The organism is Bradyrhizobium sp. 154 (assembly GCF_023073875.1).
Lineage (GTDB): Bacteria > Pseudomonadota > Alphaproteobacteria > Rhizobiales > Xanthobacteraceae > Bradyrhizobium.
The window spans coordinates 201,544-223,210 of record NZ_JADPKG010000085.1 but is presented as its reverse complement, the minus strand read 5'-3'; the positions used below and the strand labels follow the sequence as shown (position 1 = coordinate 223,210).

Genomic DNA, 21,667 nt, shown 5'->3' with positions numbered 1-21,667 from the left:
GTGTGACGCAGTCGGTCATCTCGGTTACCCCCAAGATCAGCATCGTCGAGACCGCGAACATCATGCTGAAGCGGCATGTCAGCGGCCTTATGGTCGTCGTCGATACCGGCAAGCTGGTCGGCGTCGTCTCGGAAGGAGATTTTCATCCGTCGTAGCGAAATCAGCACCGGACGCAGGCGCGGGCGCCGCCGGACGGCCGAGCTCAGCGAGGAACGACGGCGGTGGCCTCAATTTCGACGCGCGCCGCCTTCTCGACGAGACGGACCACCTGAACCAGGGCCATCGCAGGATAGTGCGCTCCGAAGACGTCGCGGTAGGCCCTGCCCAACTCCTTCAGATTGGCCAGGTATTCGTCCATATCGACGACATACCAGGTCAGGCGCACGAGGTGCTCGGGCCGTGCTCCGGCTTCGGCCAGGATCGCAGCGATGTTGCTCAGGGTCTGGCGCACCTGCGCGACGAAGCCGTCCGCGAGACGCTCTTCGGCATCCCAGCCGATCACCCCGCCGGTGACGACGATGCGTCCCTCGGCAGCCATGCCGTTGGCATACCCCTTCGGCATTGGCCAGCCAGACGGCTGAAGGATCTGCGCCCGGGAACGGATTTCCTGCTCGGCTGCTGTCGGCAGCACCGCGAGCTGCGGGCCTTTTGGCGTCGTCACGGACAATTCTCTATCCTTCTCTCATTCCGCAGCGACGCCGGAGGACGTCGCTGCAGCCTGCGCCAGCTGACGCAGGGCAAAGCGCTTCAACTTGCCGGTCTCGGTTTTTGGCAGTTGCGCAACGAATTCGATCGCGCGCGGATACTTATATGGCGCGATCTCGCGTTTGACATGCTCCTGCAATTCGGTCACGAGCTGCGCGTCCGGCGTCACGCCCGGCGCGACGACGACATAGGCTTTCACGATCATGCCGCGCGCCTCGTCCGGCGCGCCGACCACCCCGCATTCGGCGACCGCCGGATGCGTGAGCAGCGCCGCCTCGACATCGGTTCCTGCGATGTTGTAGCCCGCCGACACGATCATGTCGTCGGAGCGCGACTGGTACCAGAAATAACCGTCGCCATCCATCACATAGGTATCGCCGGTGATGTTCCAGCCATTCTGGACGTATTTCCGTTGTCGCTCATCGGCAAGATAGCGACAGCCGGTCGGGCCACGCACGGCGAGACGACCCATCGTCCCCGGCGGCACGTCACGGCCTTCATCGTCGACGATCTTGGCCTCATAGCCCGGCACCGGCTTGCCGGTCGCGCCTGGGCGAATCTCGTCCTCGGTCGCGCTGATGAAGATGTGCAGCAATTCCGTCGAACCGATGCCGTCCATCAGCTTGATGCCGGTGGCCTTCAGCCAGGCTTCGAATGTTGGCTTGGGCAGCGTCTCGCCCGCGGAGACGCATTTGCGAAGCGAGGAGATGTCACGGCCCGCGAGCTTGCCGAGCATGGCCCGATATGCGGTCGGCGCAGTGAAGCAGACCGTGATCTTGTACTGCTCGATCGCATTCAGAATGTCGTCCGGCGTCGTCTTCTCCAGCACCACGAAGGAGGCGCCAATATGCATCGGAAACAACACGCCGCCGAAGCCGAAGGTGAAGGCGAGCGGTGCCGAGCCGACGAAGCGATCCTTCTGCTCGGCGCGCAAGATGTTGCGCGCATAGCCGTCGCAGACCGCGAGCATGTCCCGGTGGAAATGCATGGTGCCCTTGGGATCGCCTGTCGTGCCCGAGGTGAAGGCGATCAGGCAGACGTCGTCGGACGAGGTATCGACAGCCCTGAACTCGGGGCTCGCATCCGCGATCAGCGCTTCGAGCGAATCGGCCGCGCCATTGCCCCAATAGACCACGTGCTTGAGGCCGGGCGCCGCGGCCTTCGCCTTCTCCATCTCCTCGGAGAGCTTTCCGTCACATAGCGCGAGCCCGATCTCCGCCTTCTGGATCGGATATGACAGCTCCTTGGCCCGCAAGAGCGGCATGGTCGCCACGACGACGCCGCCGGCCTTGATGACCGCGAGATAGGTCGCGACCATCATCGGATTGTTGGCCGAGCGCAGCAGCACGCGTCCGCCGGTCACGAGACCCAGCTTGCCGACCAGCACATTGGCGATGCGGTTCACGAGCGCTTGCAGCTCGCGATAGGTGTAGCTGACCGCAGGACTGATGACGCAAGGCGCATCGCCGTGGCCTTGCTCGACCCAGCGATCGAGGAAATAGCTGACGCAGTTCAATCGCGCGGGATAGCGCAGCTCCGGTCGCGTGAAGATGAATTCGGGCCAGAGCTCGCGCGGCGGCAGATGTTGCCGCGCGAACGTATCGACATGGGCCGTCGCAGCATTGCCGTCACACGAACCCGACACTTGAACCTTGGCAGCGTTGGCCATCGCACGCTCCTTTCAGCATGGATTGCACCCGGCAGCACGATCTGGAAAACATTTTAGGCTTAAAACAATTTGGTGCAATAGCGGATTTTGCGCATTCCTTGCTTTTTCCTGCGGCAAATAGGGTCTGCGTCCCGTCCCGCCGCCTACTTACGGCCGGCTGCGCGCGGCCGATTTCTGCGCCGACGCCTTGGTCTTGGCCAGGAGCCGCATCAATTCCCGCACATCCTTCGGCGTCAGATCGGCGAAGAGGTCGGCGATCCAGGCTTCGTGTTCCGCAGCCATCCTGCGAAACTCGGCGCGCCCGAGTTTTGTGAGGCGGATCACTTGGACGCGGCGGTCCGTCTCCGAGGTACGCCGATCGAGGTGACCGGACTCAACCAGACGCTCGACAAGGCCGGTGACGTTGCCGTTCGACACCATCATGCGCTTGGAGACGTCGGACAGCGTCATGCCGTCCGGCGCCTTGTCGAGCTGCGCCATAAGGTCAAACCGAGGCAGCGTGACGTCGAACCGCTGCCGCAACCGGCCGCGGACTTCCCCTTCGATCAGGGTCGTGCAGGTCAAGAGCCGCAGCCACAGCCGAAGCTCTTCGGCATGGTCCTCCGGCGTTTCCACGGCCTTGGTTTCGGAATCGAGCATGTTGATGCAGTCACTCACGGCCGGCATTGGCGCCGGCACAGATTCCCCAACGTTTTGAGCTTCAAATAAATCGGAGCCGGCCGCAAGTCCAAAGCTGCAACAATCGACCGCAGGTCAATTTCTTTAGGCTTCAAATAACTGGCGCGCCGCTTGCATGCGCTGCTGCCCGCAGGATGCGAAGTCTTGAGCTCGGCTTGCCGCGGCGGCCATCATCGGCATAAGCTTGGATTGGAGTACGCGGCTTGCAGCGCAAGCCGATGGTCATGAAGGACAGATCATGAAGACGCAAATGACCTTGGCCGCAGCCGCCATGCTGCTCGGCACCGCGATGAGCCCTGCCCTCGCCCAGGAGAAAATCAAGCTCGGCGTGGTCGTAACTCTGTCGGGACCTGCCGCTGCGCTGGGCCAGCAAGTCCGTGACGGCTTTGCGCTCGCGATCAAGGATCTCGGCGGCAAGATGGGCGGCCGCGATGTCGAGGTGATCGTCGCAGACGACGAATTGAAGCCGGATGCGGCGGTGACCAAGGTGAAAGGCCTGCTCGAGCGCGACAAGGTCGACTTTGTGGTCGGCCCGATCTTCTCCAACATCCTCCAGGCGATCCACCGGCCCATTACAGAATCGAAAACCTTCCTGATCAGCCCCAATGCCGGTCCGTCGACGTTTGCCGGCAAGGACTGCAATCCGTTCTTCTATGTGACGTCCTATCAGAACGATCAGGTCCACGAGATCCTTGGCAAGGTCGCGCAGGATCGCGGCTATAAGCGCATGTACCTGATGGTCCCGAACTATCAGGCCGGCAAGGATTCGGTGGCGGGCTTCAAGCTCGATTACAAGGGCGAGATCGTCGAGGAATCCTACATGCCGCTGAACACGCTGGACTTTCAGCCGGAGCTTTCCAAGATTTCCTCGCACAAGCCCGACGCGCTGTTCACGTTCATGCCGGGCGGTCTCGGCGTCAACCTCGTCAAGCAGTACCGGCAGGCAGGGCTGGCCGATACCATCCCGGTGCTCTCGGCCTTTACGGTGGATGAATCCACCTTGCCGGCGCAGCAGGACGCGGCCGTCGGCATGTTCGGCGGCGCGAACTGGGCGCCCAATCTCGACAATCCGCAGAACAGGAAGTTCGTTGCCGCCTATGAGGCCGCCTACAACAGCGTGCCCGGCACCTACGCCTTCCAGGCCTATGACGCCGCCATGCTGATCAACAGCGCGATCAAGGCCGTGAAGGGCGACCTCTCCAACAAGGAGGCAGTCGCCGCCGCCTTGAAGAAAGCCGATTTTACCTCGCTCCGCGGCGCCTTCAAATTCAACACCAACGGCTATCCGATCCAGGATTTCTACCTGACCAAGGTCGCCAAGCGTCCGGACGGCAAGTTCCAGACCGAAATCGTGCAGAAGGTCTTCGAGAATTACGGCGACCGCTACGCCAAGGACTGCAAGGCGGCGAACTAAGGCATGATCCGGAAAAGTGCGCAGCGGTTTTCCGAAAAGATCATGCTCAACCATAACCTAAAACCGTATCGCGTTACGGGAGGACTGCAATGAAGAGCGAAATCACCGGCATCACTCGGGCCAATGAGGGCATCCAGGGCATTTCCTGGAACATCCTTGGCCAGACCTATGTGCCGAAGAGCTACGCCGAAAACAGCTTCTCCTGGCATGCGACATTGCCGCCGGGCACGTTCGTGCCGCCGCACATTCACCCCGATCAGGATGAGTATCTGTACATGCTGGAGGGCAAGCTCGATTTCATGCTCGGCAATTCGGAGGCGCAGGCGACCGCGGGCGACCTGATCCGCCTCGGCATGGGCGTGCCGCACGGCATCTTCAACAAGTCGGAGCAGACCGCAAAGGTGCTGTTCTGGGTGTCGCCGAGCCGCAAGCTGTTCGATCTGTTCTGGGGGCTTCACAACATGAAGGAGCAGAAGCCCGAGGACGTGGTGGCGATGGCCGCCGAGTTCAACATCCACTTCCTGCCGCCGCCGCCCGGCGGCTAGCCGGGTCTTTTAAGCGCGCACCGCCGCAAGTCCCGGCACTGCGGCGAAGCCTGCCTTGGTGGCGTAGCCACGCACGATCGCTTCGCGCTGGGAATAGCTCAGGACGTTCTCGACATTGTCGAAACCATCAGGCGCAAGCTGCTCGACGGCGTCGATGACGCCTTCGGGACCGCCGCGCCGGTTGGAGCGGACGATCTCCGCCGTCATCGGCAGACGCTTCTTCTCGTACTCGACCAGCGCCTGGCGCGGATGCTCGGCGCGCACCAGTGCATCGGCAAGGCAACGCGCATCGAGGATCGCCTGCGAGGCGCCGTTCGAGCCAACCGGATACATCGGATGCGCGGCGTCGCCGAGCAGCGTGACGCGCCCGGACGACCAATAGGGCAAGGGATCGCGGTCGCAGGTCGGATATTCGTAGAATTCGGGCGTCGCCGAGATCAGGCTCTTCACGTCGATGTAGGGGACCGAGAAGCGCGCGACATGCGGCATCAGCTCCTCGCGGCGGCCCGGCCGCGACCAGTCTTCTTTCCGCGGTGGGGGTGCATTGCCTTCGCCCACCTTGACCAGCACCGCCCAGTTGGTGAGCCGGCTCGCCGGGCTTGATCCTTCCGCTATCGGATAGATCACCACCTTGGCGTTGAGACCGCCGGCCACGATCATGGATTTGCCGGTGAGGAACAGCGGCCAGTCGCGGGCGCCGCGCCACAGCATCAGGCCGTTCCAGCACGGCGGCCCCTCATTCGGGAACAGCGTGTCGCGGACGCGCGAATGGATGCCGTCGGCACCGATCAGGATATCGCCGCGCGCGGTGTGGACATGGGCGCCGACCCGATCGAAGAAATAAGCGGTGACGCCGCCCTCGTCCTGCGTGAAAGCGCCGAGCCGGCGGCCGGTGTGAATCGCTTGCTGCCCGAGCCGCTCCTCGACGGCGCGATGAATGACGCCCTGAAGGCGGCCGCGATGGATCGAGAATTGCGGCACGTCGTGGCCGGCGTCGATGCCGCGGGCTTCGCGCCAGACCTCCTGGCCGTGGCGATTGAGATAATAGAGCTGATCGGTGCGGATCGCCACCTCGTCGAGCTTCTGCAACAGGCCGAGCCCCGCCAACTCGCGCATGGCATGCGGCAGCGTGTTGATCCCGACGCCGAGCTCGCGAATGGTGTCGGCCTGCTCGAAGATCTCACAATCCAGGCCTCGCGAGCGCAGCATCAATGCCGTGGTGAGACCGCCGATACCGCCACCGACGATAATCGCCTTCATCGCCCTCACTCCACTCGAAACACAGGCAATGGGTCAAGGTCGCACGGGCGGTCACTCCGCCGCAAGCGGCTTTGTCGCCTCCGCCTTGAGCTCGGCCCGGGTCTTGGGCTTAGCCTTAATTCTCAGCTCCTCGAGGTCCTCCCGGTCGCGAACGCTGTTGCGGAAAATCTGATCTTTTCCGGGCAGATATTGCGGCGGGCAGAACACGTCGTTTGCCCCGTACCAGGCTGCCGCCTTCATGGTGAAGAACGGGTCGACAAGATGCGGACGGCCGAGCGCGACGAGATCCGCCCGGCCGGCGGCCAAAATGGTGTTGGCCTGATCCGCCGTCGTAATGTTGCCGACGCACATGGTGGCCACGCGCGCCTCGTTGCGGACCTGGTCCGAAAAGGGCGTCTGGAACATGCGCCCGTAGACCGGCTGTGCGTCGCGCACGGTCTGGCCGGTCGAGACGTCGACGAGATCGACACCAGCCTCCGCAAAGGCGCGCGCGATGGCGACGGCATCATCGCCAGTGATGCCGCCATCAGCCCAGTCGGTTGCGGAGATGCGCACCGACATCGGCTTGTGCGACGGCCATGTCGCGCGTAGCGCCTCGAAGATCTCGAGCGGGAAACGCAGACGGTTGGCGAGCGAGCCGCCATAGTCGTCCGAGCGGGTGTTCGTGAGCGGCGAGATGAAGCTCGCGAGCAGATAGCCGTGGGCACAGTGCAATTCGAGCATGTCGAAGCCGCAGCGCTCGCCGCGCTCGGCCGCCACGACGAAAGCGTCCCTCACCGCATTCATGCCGGCACGATCGAGCTCGCGCGGCACCTGACTGTCGGGGAAATAGGGCAGCGGCGATGCCGAACAGACCTCCCAACCGCCCTGCTCCAGCGGCCGGTCCATGCCGTCCCACATCAATTTGGTCGCGCCCTTGCGGCCGGCGTGGCCCACTTGCAGGCAAATTTTCGCGGCCGAATTGCCGTGGACGAAATCCACGATGCGCCGCCACGCGGCTTCCTGCTCGTCATTCCAGAGGCCGGCGCAGCCGGGCGTAATCCGGGCATCGCGGCCCACACAGGTCATCTCGGTGAAGATCAGCCCGGCGCCGCCGATCGCACGCGAGCCGTAATGCACCAGGTGGAAGTCGGTCGGCACGCCTTCCTTGGCCGAATACATGCACATCGGCGATACCACGGCGCGATTGGCAACCTCCATCTCGCGCAAGCGGAAGGGTTGGAACAGCGGCACGCTCGGGTTGTCGATGTCGACATCGAAGCCGCTGCTGCGCACCTGCCTGGCGAACGTTTTTTCGACCTCGGCCACGAAATCCGGCGCGCGGAGCTTGAGGTTGTCGTAGGTGATTGCCTTCGAGCGAGTCATGACGCCGAAGGCGAATTGCACGGGATCAAAATCCCAGAAGCGGTCGACGTGCTCGAACCAGACCAAGGAGACGTCCGCGGCATGCTGCGTCTTTTCGACCTCCTCGCGGCGGCCGTTCTCATACTCCGCCAGCGCCGCCTCGATGCTGGGCGCCTTCTCCATCGCTTCGGCCAGCGCGATGGCGTCTTCCATCGCGAGCTTGGTGCCCGAGCCGATGGAGAAATGGGCGCTCGCCTTGGCGTCGCCGAGCAGGACCATGTTGTCCTTGACCCAGCGCTTGCTGCGGATCATCGGGAAGTTGCGCCACATCGAGCGGTTGGTCAGCAGCTTGTGCCCATCGAGGAACCAGCCGAAGATCTCCGCCATCCGCGCGGCGGACTGAGCCTCGTCCAGCCCCATCAGCCCGGCGCGCGCAAACGTCTGCGGATCAGTCTCAAAAATCCAGGTCGAATGCCCGGCCTCATACTGATAGGCATGGGCGATGAATGGCCCCCACTCGGTTTCCTGGAAGATAAAGGTGAAGGCATCGAGCGGCCTTGTCGAGCCCATCCAGGCGAACTTGTTGGAGCGGACGTCGACCTCGGGCTGGAAGTGATCGACGTATTTCTCGCGGAAGCGGCTGTTGATGCCGTCCGCGAGCAGGATGAGATCGACATCGGCGAAACGGGATTCGTCGTCGATATCCACTTCGAAATGCAGGGAGACGCCGAGCTCGCGTGCCCGCTCCTGAAGAATCAGCAGCAGCTTCTGCCGTGAGCAGCCGCAAAAGCCGTTGCCGCCGACCCGGTGCACCGTGCCGCGGAAATGCACGGCAATGTCGTCCCAATAGGCGAATTCCTGAGTGATGCGGCGGTAGCTCGGAAGATCGTGCTTCTCGAAATTGTCCAGCGTGGCGTCGGAGAACACGACGCCAAAGCCGAAAGTGTCATCGGCTCGATTGCGCTCATACACCGTGACTTCGGCGCCTGGGCGCTGCTTCTTGAGCAGGATCGCAGCGTAGAGACCCGCAGGTCCGCCACCGATGATCGCGATTTTCATGGGAGCCTCGCCAATTCACCTGCAAACTATTTTAAGCCTAAAATAATTTCGCGCAAGCCCCCGTCGCTGGTCTGGCCCCCGTACAGACGGTTATCCTAGTCGCCCCTGAAGACCGGCTTCACCTTGTTGGCGAAAGCCTCGAAGGCGCGCTCGAAATCGGCCGTCGTCATGCACAACGCCTGCGCGACGGCTTCCGCCTCGATCGCCTCTTCCACCGACATCGCCCATTCCATCGCCAGCATCCGCTTGGTCATGGTGTTGGCGAAGGTCGGCCCTTCCGCGACCTGCTTGGCCAGCAATTGCGCCTGGGGCAGCACCTGCTCGGGCGTAACGAGGCGGCTGAAAAAGCCCCAGCGCTCGCCCTCCTCCGCGGTCATGAACCGGCCGGTGTAGAGCAGTTCGGAGGCGCGTGACTGACCGATGATCCGCGGCAGGATCGCGCAGGCGCCCATGTCGCAGCCGGCAAGGCCAACCTTATTAAACAGGAACGCGACCTTTGTGCCACTCGCCGCGAGGCGCATGTCCGACGCCATGGCGATGATCGCCCCAGCGCCGGCGCAGATGCCCTCGACGGCAGCCACGATCGGCTGCGGGCAGGCGCGCATCGCCTTGACGAGGTCGCCGGTCATGCGCGTGAAGGCCGTCAGCCCCTTGGTGTCCATCTTCACGAGCGGGCCGATGATCTCGAACACGTCGCCACCAGACGAGAAATTACCGCCAGCGCCGGTGACGACGATGGCCTTGACCGCGTCGTCGAACGCGCAGGCGCGAAAGAAATCGGTCAGTTCCCGATAGCTTTCGAAGGTGAGCGGATTCTTTCGTTCGGGGCGATTGAGCGTAACCGTCGCAACACCGTCGACCACCGCCAGCAGGAAATGCTGCGGCGAGTAATCTGCAAGCGGTATGGTGACGGGATTGGCTGGTCTGCTCATGCGATCTCCTCAGCTTCCTTGTTCCGCGCCTGCGCCACACACGCTAGATTTCACCGCCCGCAACCGCGATCGCCTGCCCGGTGATCGCGCCGGCACCCTCGCCACACAGCCACAGCACGGCATCGGCCACCTCTTGAGGCGTGATCAGCCTTCCTTGCGGATTATGTTTGGCGAGCTCGGCAATCGCCTGCTCGCGGGTTCTGCCGGTCTTCGCCATGATGTTTTCGATACTGCCGGCGACGAGATCGGTGTCGGTGAAGCCGGGACACACTGCATTCACGGTCACATTGCTTCCGGCCATCTCGAGAGCGAGCGAACGCACGAGACCGACCACGGCGTGCTTGGCCGCGGCGTAGGCGCTGACATAGGCATAGCCCTTGAGCCCGGCCGTGGACGCAACTGCGACAATGCGGCCATAGGGACGGTCTTTCATGCCCGGTAATACACCGCGGATGGCATGGACCACGCCCATGAAATTGACATCCATCATGCGGCTGAACAGAGCGCTGTCCGACTTCGCGAATGGCGCGGATTCAGCACTGCCTGCGTTGGCAACCAGGATGTCGATCGGCTTGCGCGTACTCGCCTCAAGGATGGCGGTCTTCAATGAGGCTTCATCAGAGACGTCGGCAACAGCCGCGAAATGCGCGGCGCCTGCGTTGACGGCCTCTGCAAGAGTCGCGGCATTCCGACCGAGCACGGTCACGGTCGCGCCGGCACTGACGAGCGAGACCGCGATGGCACGGCCGATGCCGCGACCGCCGCCGGTCACCAGCGCGTGCGGCGAATGCGGCAATCCGGACATGCGCTGGCTCCCTGAGATGCTGATCGTTCCCTGGATATATTTTAACCTTCAAATTTTTGCAACGAAAGCGCCGATTGACGATCGGGAACGGCCGCACGGGGATCGGCCCGAAAATTGCTTTAAGTATAAAATTATCCCTTTCCATCGCCCGCGAGCCTGTTAGCATCATAGAGCCAAGCAAAAGGATGTCGCGTGTCGCGGCCAGTGCCAATGATAACAAAGGACGGACGCTTCGCCTACGAAGCCGCGGGCGATCCGGTCGCGACACCTTTGATTTTCCTGCATGGCATTGGCGGCGCGGCGAGAGCCTGGCGGCACCAGCTCGCCACATTCGGCAACCGCTTCCACGCGATCGCATGGGACATGCCGGGCTATGGCGGATCGGCGCCGCTCGCCAGCGTCAGCATCGCTGCCCTGGCGGATGCACTCAAGCAATTCATCGAGCAGCTCGGCGCAAGCAGGCCCATTCTGGTCGGCCATTCGATCGGCGGCATGATCGTCCAGAAGTGGCTGGTGCAGTCGCCGAAACTGGCGCGCGCGGTGGTCCTGGCGCAGACCAGCCCGGCCTTCGGCAAGGCTGACGGCGATTGGCAGAGATCCTTTATCGCAGCGCGGCTCGGGCCGCTCGATCGTGGGGAGACCATGATGTCGCTGGCGCCTTCGTTGGTGAATGAGCTTGTCGGCGACGATCCCGATCCAAAGGGAATGGAGCTCGCCCGCGAATGCATGGCAAACGTGCCTGAAGCCAGTTATCGCGCCATGATGCTGGCTCTAATCGGTTTCGATCAGCGCAGCACGCTCAGGGATATTTCGGTCCCGACGCTGCTGCTCTCCGGCTCAAAGGACAACAACGCGCCGGCGCCGATGATGGCGAAGACGGCGACCTTTATTCCTGGAGCTGAATATGTCGAGCTCGCTGGCGTGGGCCATCTCGCCAATCTCGAACGCCCCGATATCTTCAACGAAGCGCTCGGCCGATTCCTGAAGTCTCTCGCGACCAAAGCCTAAGGTGATTGCGCCATGACCATGCAAGTCGGCAAGAATATCGGCGCAAGCGACAAGGCCGTGCTCGATGCTCCAATCTTCGATCCTGTCGCATACCGCCTCAGTGACGAGCAGGCCGGCATCATCGCGCGCGCCCGCGAGATCGGCCAGAGCGTGTTCGCCGGCCGCGCTGCGACCTACGATCGCGAGGCGACCTTCCCGACTGAGAATTATCGCGATCTGCATCGCATCGGCCTGCTCGGTATTGCCATCCCCAAGAAGCACGGCGGCCTCGGCGCGAACTACCAGACTTATGCCTTGGCGGCGGCCGAGATCGGCCGGTACTGCGGCGCGACCGCGCTGACCTGGAACATGCATGTGTGCTCGACGCTGTGGTCGGGCCCGCTGGCCGACGATCTCGACATGGACGCGGACACCCGCGCCGCGCACGAGCGGCGGCGCGCGGTCCATTACAAGCGCATCGTCGAGGACGGCGCGATCTACTCGCAGCCGTTCTCGGAAGGTGGTGCGGCGGCGGCGGGCGGTGTCGCTTTCGGCACGGAAGCAAGGCCGGTCGAGGGCGGCTGGATCGTCAACGGCAAGAAGATCTTTGCATCGCTCTCCGGTCATGCCGATTATTACGGCGTGCTCTGCACCGAGATCGAGGAAGGCGGGAAGGCATCGCGCCGCAATACGCTTTATCTGGCTATTTCTGCCAAATCGGAAGGCGTCTCGGTCGTTGGTGACTGGGATCCGCTTGGCATGCGTGGCACCGTCTCGCGGACGCTTCTGTTCACGGACGTGTTCGTGCCGGAGGATTCTGCGCTGATGCCGCGCGGCGTCTATTTTCAGGCCGCAATGCGCTGGCCGCACATGTTCCTGACGCTGTCTCCGACCTACATGGGCCTGGCGCAAGCCGCTTATGATTTCACCGTACGTTATCTACGCGGCGCGGTGCCGGGCATGCCGCCGGTCAAACGCCGGATGTACCCGACCAAGCAGATCGCCGTCGCTCAGATGCAGATCAAGCTAGAGCAGATCAAGGCAATCTGGTTCCAGGCCGTGACCGAAGCCCGCGCCAATCCAAGCAAGGAACAGGTGCTGCGCGCCTACGCCGCACAATATTCGGTGATGGAGGGCGCAAATGAGCTCGCCGCGCTCGCAATCCGCACCTGCGGCGGTCAGGCCATGCTGCGGTCGCTGCCGCTGGAGCGGATCTACCGCGACAGCCGCTGCGGTTCGCTGATGCTGCCCTGGACCGCCGAGCTCTGCCTCGACCGGATCGGACGCGAGGCGCTGTACGAGGCCGGCGAGACGGACGACTGACGGTGGACCTCTGTAGTCTGATCGACCGCAACGCGGCGTTCGCGCCAGACAAGACGGCCATTGCCTTCGAAGGGGAACGGCTGAGCTATGCCGCATTCGCCGCGCGCATCGAACGGACCGCAACTGCTTTGAAGCGGGAACTCGGCGTCGGCCGCGGCGACCGCGTCGCGATCCTGAGCCTGAACCGGCCGGACTACCTGGTTCTGCTCTACGCTTGTGCGCGGCTCGGGGCGATGCTGGTGCCGCTGAACTGGCGGCTGGCGGTCGCCGAGCAGCTGTTCATTCTGAGCGATGCCGGCGCCAAGGTCCTGGTGCTCGAGCAGGCATTTGAGGGAGTGCTTGGCGAACTTGGGCGGACTGCGCCAGGGACATCGGTGGTCGGCCTCGACTTCACGCCGCCTCGCGGCACGACATTCGAAGATCTGCTGGCTCGCAGCCCGGGCAGCGGCCGCAATCCGAACGCCGATCTCTCCTGCCCGCTCCTCATCGTCTACACGTCAGGAACGACCGGACGCCCGAAGGGCGCGGTGCTGCGACAAGAGGCGCTGTTCTGGAACGGCGTCATGAGCCAACACATGCACAACATGACGTCGGACGACCACGTGCTGACCGTGCTGCCGTTCTTCCACGTCGGCGGCCTCAATATCCAGACAACGCCGGCGCTGCAGTTGGGCGCAACCGTCACGATCCACGCCCGCTTCACGCCGGATACAGCGCTCGTAGCGATCGAACGCGAGCGGCCGACGCTGACCGTGATGGTGCCGGCGATCATCCAGGCCGTGAGCGAGCATCCCGCCTGGACGACGGCCGATCTCTCGTCACTCAAGGCCGTCGCCACGGGCTCGACGATCGTGCCGCCGCACTTGATCGACCGTTTCGTCGCGCGGGGCGTTCCCGTGCTTCAGGTCTACGGCTCGACGGAAACCTGCCCCATCGCCATCTACACCCGCCTCGGCGGTGACCTCTCGAGAGTGGGATCGACCGGACTGGCCGGCCTGTGCTGCGAGGCAAAGATGGTCGATCAGGCCGGAGTCGAGGTGCCGGCCGGCACACCGGGCGAAATCGCGGTGCGCGGCGCCAACGTGTTCTTCGAATATTGGGGCAATGCGGACGCCACACGTGATGCGCTGCACGACGGCTGGTATCGCACCGGAGATATCGGCTTCTGCGATGCGGACGGCTATTTCTGGGTGCGCGACCGCAAGAAGAACCTGATCATTTCCGGCGGCGAGAATGTCTATCCAGCTGAGGTCGAGCGCGTCCTGCTCGAACATCCCGATGTCAGCGAATGCGCCGTGATCGGCCGGCCGGACCCGCGCTGGGACGAAGTCCCCATCGCTTATGTCATCCGGCGATCCGGCTCGCATCTCGAAGCGGATGAGCTCAGAGCGTACATCCAGGCACAGCTCGCGCGATTCAAAGTTCCACGCGATATCGTCTTCGTCACCGACCTGCCGCGCACGGCACTCGGCAAGGTGCAGCATTTCTTGCTGAAGCAGCTCGATTCGCAATCGCGCGCGCAAGGAGAAGGATCTTGAAGATTGCGGTTCTGGGTGGGGGAAACGGCTCTTTTGCGGCCGCGGGCGATTTTGCGCTGGCGGGGAACGAGGTCCGGCTCTGGCGCCGCGATGCCGATCAGGTCGCAGCGCATCGCGCCGTCGGCTCGCGCATTCTGGTCAAGGATCATAACGGCCGCCACGACGTGGAGCTCGCGCTGGTCACGGCCGACATCGCCGAAGCCGTCAACGGCGTCGAGCTGATCCTCTGCCCCGCGCCCGCCTTCGCGCAGCCGGATATTGCCCGTCAGCTCGCCCCGCATCTGCAGGACGGCCAGGTTATTTTTCTGCCGCCGGCGACATTCGGCTCGATGATATTCGCCCAAGCCGCCCGAGATGCCGGTATCCATGCCGAGGTGAGCTTTGCCGAGACCGGGACGTTGCCCTGGCTGACCCGCAAGCATGGACCATTCGAGGTCGCAATCACGATCCGTGCCAAGCGACTGCCCGTCGGCGTATTCCCGCTCGATCAGGCCGCACATGCGCTCGAAGTCATTGGACGCGCTTTTCCGGGCGTGATCGAACCGTGCGGAGATGCGCTGTCCGGCGCGCTGATGAATGCAGGGCCTATCATCCATCCGCCGTTGATCGTGATGAACGCCGGCCCGATCGAACATTTCGAGCGCTGGGACATTCACAAGGAAGGCACGCAAGCCGCGATCCGCCGGGTCACCGACGCGCTCGACGCGGAACGCATCGCGGTGCGCGAGGCGCTCGGTTACGGCGCGCCGCATTTCCCGCTGGCTCATCACTATGCGATGGAAGGCGAGATTTGGATGTATGGCCGCGGCTCGCACGACCGGCTGACCGATTCCGGCGACTGGCGCGAACGGATCGTGCTGACCGAGCACCGCTACATGCGAGAGGATCTGCGGCTCGGGCTGTCGTTGCTGGTCTCCGTCGCCGCCTTGGCTAGCGTGGCCACACCGCTGGCCAAAGCGTTCCTCGCGATCGGCGGTGCGATCTGCGGCGAGGATTTTGCGCGAGAGGGCCGAACGCTCGAGACGCTGAGGCTCGGCAATCTCAACAAGGCTGAATTGCAGACGCTGCTTCGCAATGGATTCTGATCGATGACCAATCGCGTCAATATCGCCTGTCTCGGGGCTGGCCGCATGGGACGCGGCATCGCCGTCGCGTTCGCCTATGCGGGGCACAGGGTCACGATGATCGACATCAAGGCGCGCTCCGCGGACGATTTCGCCAAGCTGGAGGCGGACGCGCTCGGCGAAATCAGGAAGACCTTTGCCAGCCTGTCGAAGCTGGGGCTACTGACGGAGATGGACGTCGATCCGCTGATCGCGCGGGTCTCGGTGGTGGCGGCCGGCGACAGCGGCGCAACGCTGTCCGAGGCCGGTATGGTCTTCGAGGGCGTCCCTGAGGTCGTCGAGCTCAAGCGGGAGGTACTGGCGGCCGCCTCGAGGCAAGTCGGCCCGGACACGATCATTGCATCGACGACGTCGACGATCCTCGTCGACGATCTGTCCGGCGCGATCGTGAACCCTCGCCGCTTCCTCAACGTGCATTGGCTCAACCCGGCCTATCTGATCCCCCTGGTCGAAGTTTCGCCTGGCAAGGCCACCGACCCCGCCATCATCGACGAGGTCAAGGTGCTGCTCGAAGGCATCGGCAAGATACCGGTGGTCTGTGCGGCGACGCCCGGATTCATCGTCCCGCGCATCCAGGCGCTGGCGATGAACGAGGCCGCTCGGATGGTTGAGGAGGGTGTCGCCAGCGCGGAGGAAATCGACAAGGCGATCCGCTACGGCTTCGGCTTCCGCTACGCCGTGCTCGGCCTGCTCGAATTCATCGACTGGGGTGGCGGCGACATCCTGTACTATGCGAGCCGCTATCTCGAAGGTGCACTGGGGAGCGATCGCTATCGGGCGCCAGAGGTGATTTCGCGCAACATGAGCGAGGGCCGGATCGGCCTGCGGACGGGCGCGGGCTTCCTCGACTACTCCGGCCTCGATGTCGATGCCTATCGTGTCGAGCGACTCAGGGCCATGGTCGACCTGCTCCGCCACTTTGGCCTGGCGCGACCGCCCGTGCTCGATCGCGGCTAGCCGAAGACGTCCTGGAGCACACCTTCGCGGACGACGGCAACACCGTCGAGCTCGATCGTCGTTCCCATCATTGGCAGGTCGAAATGACCCGCCGTGTAGCGGCCCGCGAATTCATTCGCACCAGTCGAGAACAGGAAATTGCCCGACACAGCGCGAAGCTCGGTACCGTTGGTATCGCGCTGGTCGTACATCGAGAGCGCCTCGTACCGCGCGCCGGGGTTCATGCCAAAACCGACATGCGAGACAGCATAGGCTTCGCGATCACCCCAGGCGGCCAGATAGCTGCGCATCATCGCGGCATCCGTACCTTCGCCTTCCAGCTCGACGACGTAATCGTCCTTCAGCGTCATCTTCACCGGTGACGTCAGATAACGTTTGAAGGTCAGGTTGATGTCGCCGGGCGCCATCACCAGCGTGCCGTTGATGGTCCCACTCTTGGGGAAGCTGACGACGATGCCACCCGGCCAATGCGCGAGTGTGCCGGGTTTGTCGGTCCAGCCCCACACGCCGACCGTGGAGGCTCCGACCATGTCGACGTCAAGCGCCGTTCCGGCCTTTGAAGTGACCCGCATCCGCTTCGTTCCGCGCAGCATCTTCACCGCGGCACGAACGCGCTTCTCGAGCGCGGGATCCGGCACCATCCGTTCCAGCGCCTCGGGATGCTCGTTCGAAATCACCAGAATGCGCGCGCCAGCCTTGAGAATTTCGGGTGTCTCCACCGCGTGCATCAGGCCTTCGATGGTGCAATCCACCACAAAGCCGGCCTGCTGAAGCGCGCTGATCACCGGCCCCAGGCGCTGGATCGCCTCGCTCGCCCCGGTCGAGCGAACCGGAACGACATGACGGTTACGCGGTGTCGGCATTACCACGTGAAACGGCCGTGCTCCCATCCGCAGCAGCGCGAGCTCCGCCAGATGCACGTTCAACGCGCGCGACTGGGTTTCCGAAAGGATCGCCGCGGTATCGCCCGCCCTGACGGCGCATCGGTCAAAGATTTCGCAAAATGCGTCGATCCATTTTGCCTCAATGCGATCAGCCAGCATGGTCCACTCCCGGTCGTGAAGATTCTCTATTTGTCTGTTACGCTTCGGGGAAGCCCCGGAGCAGATACGATCGCACGGCGCCGAGCAGACCGTTCAGGATCAAACCCAGCAGCGAGATCGTGATCAACGGAACGAACATGTCCACAGCCTGGAAAGTTCGAGCCGCCGTCACGAGCGCATGGCCTAGTCCATCCGTTGACGTGATCATCTCGGCCAGAAACACCACGATGCAGGAAATGACAAGGCCGATCCGGCAGCCGGTCAGGATCGAAGGCATCGCCGCCGGCAGCACGACCTTGAAGAGGATTTCACAGCGCGGCGTTCCTGCCGCCATTGCCGACCAGATCAGCTTCTGCTCCACGGTCGACGCGCCGTAATAGGTCGAGAGCAGAATGGGAAAGAGTGCGTCCGCGGCCACCAATGTGATCTTGGATCCGTGGCCGAAGCCGAGCAGCAACAGCAATGCCGGATAGAGAGCGACCTTGGGCAACGGCGCCAATACGCGCACGATTGGGCGAACCACGGCATTGATCGCGGGACTGGCGGCGGCGGCGATGCCGATACTGACACCCAGCACGACGGCAATCGCGAACCCAGCAAACAACCGGATCAGGGTCGCCGCGATCTCCTGCTGAAACGTCCACGTTACGAGTTGCTGGAGCAGCCGACTGAACACATATCCCGGCGGCGGCAGCAGAGCCACAGGCGCAAGGCCTGTTGACACGAGGCCTTGCCACACTGCGATCACCAGTACGATTGGCGCGAGCCCGAGAGCGAGATTTGGGGAGAGAAGGCGCGACATCACGAGAAGCTCAGCGGCAGGTCGAATTGAGGCTCGGACCAGCGGACAAGGCGGGCACGAACCCTTTCGAAAATCGCGTCGAGGCCGATTCCCATTGCCCCCACGATGATGATCATCGCAAAGACGGTGTCGTACTGGCCCATGTCTAGCGCATTGAACAGGATGTTCCCGGCGCCGGACTGACGGGCGATCATCTCGCTGGTGATCATCGTGATCAGCGCCAGCACCAATCCCGTGCGGCAGCCGGTCAGAATTTCCGGCAGGGCCGCGGGCAACACGATGCGCACCAGGCGCTGCGCCGGAGAAAGCCCCATCGCGGCGCCTGACCACAGCATCTTTTCCTCAACCGCTTTGGCGCCCTCAAAACTGTGATAGATCACGGGTAGGCTGACGCCAAGGAAGATCACCAATGACTTCGTAATGTCGCCAACGCCCAGCCACAGCATGATGATCGGCATCAAGGCCGCCTTCGGCACCGGATAGATCACCATCAGGAGCGGATTGAAGAAGGCCGCGACCGCAGCGCTACGTCCCATTAACAGCCCAAGTGGAATCGAAACAAGCACGGCCACGCCAAACCCGATTGCCATGCGGCGGAGCGAGGCCAGGATATTGACCAGCGCTTCCTTGTCGCCAAGGATGTCCGGAATCGCGCGGATTGCTTCGATCGCCGTGGGAAAGCTGTCATTCTTCAGCGCGAGTGACGCGACCTGCCACACCGCCAGCAGTCCGATGCAGGCGAGCACCGGGGCAGAGCGTTTGACTATGCCGGCCGACGACATCATGCGAGCGAGCCGGCTTCGTCGCTCTCATCGAACATGCGCTCGATGTCGACGACGTACTTCTGGTACCGCGGATCAAGCAACAGCTCGCTGCGGCGGCGCGGCCGCGGCAGATCGATGTCGATAACCTGCCGGATGCGGCCTGGTGATTTCGACATCATCACGACCTTGTCGGAAAGGAAGACGGCCTCGTCGACCGAATGGGTGACGAATAGCACCGTCTTGCGATCACGCTCCCAGATGTTCAAGAGATCGTTCTGCAAGCGCGTCCGGGTATACGCGTCGAGCGCGCCGAATGGTTCGTCCATCAACAGGACTTCGGGATGGTAGGCGAGCGTTCGCGCCAGCGCGACGCGCTGCTTCATTCCGCCCGACAGCTCCTTGGGGTAGAAGTTCTCGTAGCCCTTGAGGCCGACCATCTCGATCAAGGTCCGGCTCTGCGCTTCGGCGTCGGTGGCGCGCACGCCTTGCTGACGCGGGCCGTACATCACATTGCCGAGCACGGTCTTCCAGGGAAACAGCGCGAATTCCTGGAACACCGGTCCGCGATCCGGACCCGGCCCCGTGATCGCGTTTCCCTTCATCTTCGCCGCGCCGCTGGTCGGACTGACGAAGCCGCCGACTATGTAGAGCAGGGTCGACTTGCCACAACCGGATGGGCCGAGGATGGAAACAAAAGCGCGTTCCTCGATCGTCAGCGAGATGTCCGACAGCGCCACATGAGCTCTGCGCGCCGAGGTCTGAAAGACCTGCGACACGTGGTCGATCTCGATGATCGCAGGAGCCGGCTCTTGTCGCGTCACCGGTTTCACCCATTCGCTTGATCTTGAAGGCACTACCTTCATCGCGTCTCTCGCCTTGCTCGCGCGCGGATATCGCGCGACATGCCCCGCTGAATGTCCTCCATCAGCGGCAAGACCTTAGCAAGAAACTTGCCAGACTGACGGTCGTGTTCGCACGGGTGCAGTTCGTCATTCGAACCAAGGCCATTCCGCCGGGCCCTCGTGCGTAACGGCTCCGCCCGGCGCCTGCCCGACAAGTCGCGCATACTTTGCGAGCGCGCCGGCGCGATGGCGCGGTGACCGCGGCTTCCAATGGCACCGACGTGCCGCAAGTTCCTGCTCATCGGCCAGCAAATCCATCCGCCGGTTTGCGGCATCAATCCGGATCCTGTCGCCGTCACGAACAAGCGCCAGGGGACCGCCAACAAAGGCTTCTGGAGACACGTAGCCGATACACATGCCGCGGGTCGCGCCAGAAAACCGTCCGTCGGTGATCAGGGCCACCTTCTCGCCCATGCCCTGCCCGTAGATCAGCGCGGTGACGCCGAGCATCTCGCGCATGCCGGGGCCGCCGACCGGCCCTTCATTGCGGATCACCAGCACATCGCCTGCCTTGTAGCTGCGGTTGCGAACCGCCGCGACGCAAGCCTCCTCGTCTTCAAAAACGCGTGCGACGCCCTCGAAGAACTGGCTCTTCAATCCCGCAACCTTGATCACCGCGCCGTCGGGGCAAAGATTGCCCTTCAGCACCGCCACGCCGCCATCGGGCATGATCGGCGCGCGGGCCGCGTAAACGACCTCACCATCGGGCGCATTAGCCGCACGATATTCTTCGGCAAGCGTGCGGCCTGTGATGCTGATGCAGCTGCCATCGATATGCCCGCTCCGGATCAGTTCGCGGACCACCACGGCGGCGCCGCCGATGTCGTAGACGTCCTTCGCCGTATATTTGCCTCCAGGCCGCAGATTGCCGATCAGTGGTGTCCTGGCAAAGACCTCGCCGACGTCATCGATCGTGAACGCGATGCCCGCCTCGTTCGCGATCGCCGGAAGATGCAGAGCGGCATTGGTCGAACCGCCCGTCGCTGCGACGATCGCCGCACCATTCTCCAGGGACTTCCGCGTCACGATGTCACGCGGCAGCGGACCGCCGCGGTCCAACATCTCCATGATCAGGCGCCCGGCCCGGCGCGAGATCTGCGCTCGCTCAGCGTAGACACCGGGGATCATCGAGACGTTGGGGATGGTGAGGCCCAGCGCCTCCGACACCATACCCATGGTATTCGCAGTGAACTGGCCGGCGCACGCACCGATGGTCGGCAGGCAGGCGCGCTCGATCCGCTCGAGCGTGGCGCCGTCGATCTCGCCGGTCATAAAGCTGCCGACGGCTTCATAGGAGTCGAGCACCGTCAGGGTCCGCCCGTCCACGCGGCCCGGCAGCGAGCTGCCGCCGTAGATGAAAATGGACGGCACGTTGCAGCGAACCATGCCCATCATCACGCCCGGAAGCGTCTTGTCGCATCCGCCGTATCCGATCAGGGCGTCGTAAGCCAGACCATGGACGACCGCTTCGATCGAGTCGGCGATCAGCTCGCGCGAAAACAGGGAGAACTTCATCCCCTCATGATTCATGCTGATGCCGTCGGAAACCGACACGGTGGAGAACTCCCGCGGTGTGCCACCGGCCTCCTCGATTCCGGTCTTGGCCGCGGCGACCTGAAACTCATGGGTCATATTGCAGGGCGTCTGCTCGCCCTTCATGCTGACGACGCCGACCATCGGCCTGGCGATCGCGGCGTCGTCGAGACCCATTGCGCGCATGAACGCACGATGCGGGGCTCGGTCGAGACCGTCTGTGGTGACCCGTGATCGCAGCTTCTTCATACGTGCATCTTCTTCATGCTGCGTTCCGGATGAT

Annotated in this window: 19 protein-coding genes and 1 pseudogene; 8 read left to right on the top strand and 12 right to left on the bottom strand. The window is 63.3% G+C overall.

Annotated features, from left to right (window positions below; translation table 11 throughout):
• Positions 1-2 precede the first annotated feature (2 nt).
• Positions 3-183, top strand: a pseudogene (locus tag IVA92_RS36075) (CBS domain-containing protein); the annotation flags it as partial.
• A gap of 19 nt (positions 184-202) precedes the next feature.
• Here IVA92_RS36075 and IVA92_RS20710 read toward each other — a convergent pair.
• From IVA92_RS20710 to IVA92_RS20700, 3 genes are all read right to left on the bottom strand, one after another.
• Complete coding sequence (locus IVA92_RS20710; protein WP_247280610.1) at positions 203-667, bottom strand: RidA family protein; 465 nt, start codon at positions 665-667, stop codon at positions 203-205.
• Positions 668-682: 15 nt separating this feature from the next.
• Complete coding sequence (locus tag IVA92_RS20705; protein WP_247280609.1) at positions 683-2,374, bottom strand: benzoate-CoA ligase family protein; 1,692 nt, start codon at positions 2,372-2,374, stop codon at positions 683-685.
• Between the two features lie 147 nt (positions 2,375-2,521).
• Entirely contained in the window at positions 2,522-3,040 is a 519-nt protein-coding gene (locus IVA92_RS20700; RefSeq protein ID WP_247280608.1) for a MarR family transcriptional regulator, read from the bottom strand.
• A gap of 250 nt (positions 3,041-3,290) precedes the next feature.
• Here IVA92_RS20700 and IVA92_RS20695 point away from each other — a divergent pair, with 250 nt between their 5' ends.
• Together IVA92_RS20695 and IVA92_RS20690 are read left to right on the top strand one after the other, a co-directional pair.
• A complete protein-coding gene (locus IVA92_RS20695) occupies positions 3,291-4,466 on the top strand; it encodes an ABC transporter substrate-binding protein (RefSeq protein ID WP_247280607.1) in 1,176 nt (391 codons plus the stop codon).
• 89 nt (positions 4,467-4,555) lie between these two features.
• Positions 4,556-5,011, top strand: a complete 456-nt coding sequence (locus IVA92_RS20690; RefSeq protein WP_080136282.1) for a cupin domain-containing protein — start codon at positions 4,556-4,558, stop codon at positions 5,009-5,011.
• A 9-nt stretch (positions 5,012-5,020) separates the two neighbouring features.
• On the opposite strand, the gene IVA92_RS20685 is transcribed toward IVA92_RS20690, so the two are convergent.
• The 4 genes from IVA92_RS20685 to IVA92_RS20670 form a co-directional block, all read right to left on the bottom strand.
• Entirely contained in the window at positions 5,021-6,271 is a 1,251-nt protein-coding gene (locus tag IVA92_RS20685) for a flavin-dependent oxidoreductase (protein ID WP_247280606.1), read from the bottom strand.
• Between the two features lie 51 nt (positions 6,272-6,322).
• Positions 6,323-8,674, bottom strand: coding sequence for a bifunctional salicylyl-CoA 5-hydroxylase/oxidoreductase (locus IVA92_RS20680; RefSeq protein WP_247280605.1), 2,352 nt, complete (start codon positions 8,672-8,674; stop codon positions 6,323-6,325).
• A gap of 95 nt (positions 8,675-8,769) precedes the next feature.
• Positions 8,770-9,606 carry an enoyl-CoA hydratase family protein gene (locus tag IVA92_RS20675; protein ID WP_247280604.1) on the bottom strand — a complete coding sequence of 279 codons (837 nt, stop codon included), beginning with the start codon at positions 9,604-9,606 and terminating at the stop codon, positions 8,770-8,772.
• Between the two features lie 43 nt (positions 9,607-9,649).
• Positions 9,650-10,411, bottom strand: a complete 762-nt coding sequence (locus IVA92_RS20670) for an SDR family oxidoreductase (RefSeq protein WP_247280603.1) — start codon at positions 10,409-10,411, stop codon at positions 9,650-9,652.
• Between the two features lie 210 nt (positions 10,412-10,621).
• Between IVA92_RS20670 and IVA92_RS20665 the strand changes: the two genes are divergently transcribed.
• The 5 genes from IVA92_RS20665 to IVA92_RS20645 are packed head-to-tail and all read left to right on the top strand — an operon-like array spanning position 10,622 to position 16,340.
• Positions 10,622-11,419 carry an alpha/beta fold hydrolase gene (locus tag IVA92_RS20665; protein WP_247280602.1) on the top strand — a complete coding sequence of 266 codons (798 nt, stop codon included), beginning with the start codon at positions 10,622-10,624 and terminating at the stop codon, positions 11,417-11,419.
• Positions 11,420-11,431: 12 nt separating this feature from the next.
• Positions 11,432-12,721, top strand: coding sequence for an acyl-CoA dehydrogenase family protein (locus tag IVA92_RS20660; protein WP_247280601.1), 1,290 nt, complete (start codon positions 11,432-11,434; stop codon positions 12,719-12,721).
• A 2-nt stretch (positions 12,722-12,723) separates the two neighbouring features.
• Positions 12,724-14,259, top strand: coding sequence for a long-chain-fatty-acid--CoA ligase (locus tag IVA92_RS20655; protein WP_247280600.1), 1,536 nt, complete (start codon positions 12,724-12,726; stop codon positions 14,257-14,259).
• Positions 14,256-15,344 carry an NAD/NADP-dependent octopine/nopaline dehydrogenase family protein gene (locus IVA92_RS20650; protein WP_247280599.1) on the top strand — a complete coding sequence of 363 codons (1,089 nt, stop codon included), beginning with the start codon at positions 14,256-14,258 and terminating at the stop codon, positions 15,342-15,344. Before IVA92_RS20655 ends, IVA92_RS20650 begins: the two co-directional genes overlap by 4 nt.
• Before the next feature lie 3 nt (positions 15,345-15,347).
• Positions 15,348-16,340: a 3-hydroxybutyryl-CoA dehydrogenase gene (locus IVA92_RS20645; protein ID WP_247280598.1), complete on the top strand. Its 993-nt coding sequence runs from the start codon at positions 15,348-15,350 to the stop codon at positions 16,338-16,340.
• On the opposite strand, the gene IVA92_RS20640 is transcribed toward IVA92_RS20645, so the two are convergent.
• From IVA92_RS20640 to ilvD, 5 genes are all read right to left on the bottom strand, one after another.
• Entirely contained in the window at positions 16,337-17,383 is a 1,047-nt protein-coding gene (locus IVA92_RS20640; protein ID WP_247280597.1) for a peptidase M29, read from the bottom strand. The two genes, IVA92_RS20645 and IVA92_RS20640, sit on opposite strands and share 4 nt — an antisense overlap.
• A gap of 37 nt (positions 17,384-17,420) precedes the next feature.
• On the bottom strand, positions 17,421-18,188 hold the full coding sequence (locus IVA92_RS20635; protein WP_247280596.1) for an ABC transporter permease subunit: 768 nt from the start codon (positions 18,186-18,188) through the stop codon (positions 17,421-17,423).
• Positions 18,185-18,970: an ABC transporter permease gene (locus IVA92_RS20630; protein ID WP_247280595.1), complete on the bottom strand. Its 786-nt coding sequence runs from the start codon at positions 18,968-18,970 to the stop codon at positions 18,185-18,187. The genes IVA92_RS20635 and IVA92_RS20630 overlap by 4 nt, the downstream gene beginning before the upstream one ends.
• Positions 18,967-19,812, bottom strand: a complete 846-nt coding sequence (locus IVA92_RS20625; RefSeq protein ID WP_247280594.1) for an ABC transporter ATP-binding protein — start codon at positions 19,810-19,812, stop codon at positions 18,967-18,969. Before IVA92_RS20625 ends, IVA92_RS20630 begins: the two co-directional genes overlap by 4 nt.
• A 126-nt stretch (positions 19,813-19,938) precedes the next feature.
• A complete protein-coding gene (ilvD, locus tag IVA92_RS20620) occupies positions 19,939-21,633 on the bottom strand; it encodes a dihydroxy-acid dehydratase (RefSeq protein ID WP_247280593.1) in 1,695 nt (564 codons plus the stop codon).
• Positions 21,634-21,667: the final 34 nt, after the last annotated feature.